The sequence below is a fragment of the Stenotrophomonas maltophilia group sp. RNC7 genome, assembly GCF_030910085.1.
GTDB classification, from domain to species: Bacteria; Pseudomonadota; Gammaproteobacteria; order Xanthomonadales; family Xanthomonadaceae; genus Stenotrophomonas; species Stenotrophomonas sepilia.
This window is the reverse complement of the sequence record NZ_JAVFVN010000139.1, coordinates 1-654: the sequence shown is the minus strand read 5'-3', so window position 1 is coordinate 654 and position 654 is coordinate 1. Positions and strand designations below refer to the sequence as shown.

General features: G+C 58.3%; 1 protein-coding gene. It reads right to left on the bottom strand.

Going from position 1 to position 654, the window contains the following annotated elements:
• A partial coding sequence (locus RCF13_RS01750) for an autotransporter outer membrane beta-barrel domain-containing protein (RefSeq protein ID WP_308140766.1) occupies nt 1-654 on the bottom strand: 654 nt, incomplete at both ends.

Here is a 654-nt window from a genome sequence, read left to right as displayed (position 1 = left end):
ACCGAGGTTAACTTCACGCTCTGCACCGGCCTGAAGACCCCAGATATTCTGGTCAAAATCGACGCCGCTGGCACCATTGCCCTTGAAACCACGACCATAGGTGCGGCCCCACAGGCCGTTTTCGCCCTTGCCCTGACGTATATCACCCATGCGCTGACGCAGTGATCCTGTTTCCGCGTACCAGACATTGGCAGAGGCAGCATGAAGGCCGATGACCGTCTGGGCGCTCTTTGACAGCTCCGGTCGTGGTTCCGGATCCGGATCCGGATCGACTGGGCAATCGACGCCCGGCGTGCAATCGTCGGGGAATTCCGGCTCTGGAAGAGGCGTCACCGATCCATCGCCACCGATCAGGCGCCATGTATCGCCAATCCGGGCAAGTTCATAGGAATAGACGCCGATGTCGACTGTCCCGCCGTATGCCGAGAAGTTGGCATCGCCGCCATTGGTCTCGACGAGTATCAGATGGTTTGGAGTCGTCGGTTCCGCACCTGTGTTACGGACATGAATAAGATGGTCGCCGCTTGCAGCGTCGACGCCGGTCACCACCAGTTTGTCGTTGTCACTGGCATCGACATCAGTGGCCATATAAAAAGTGCCATTACCGGAGAGAGAGCCAACGGTCAGCGTGTTGAAGGTTCCGCCCGTCAAATC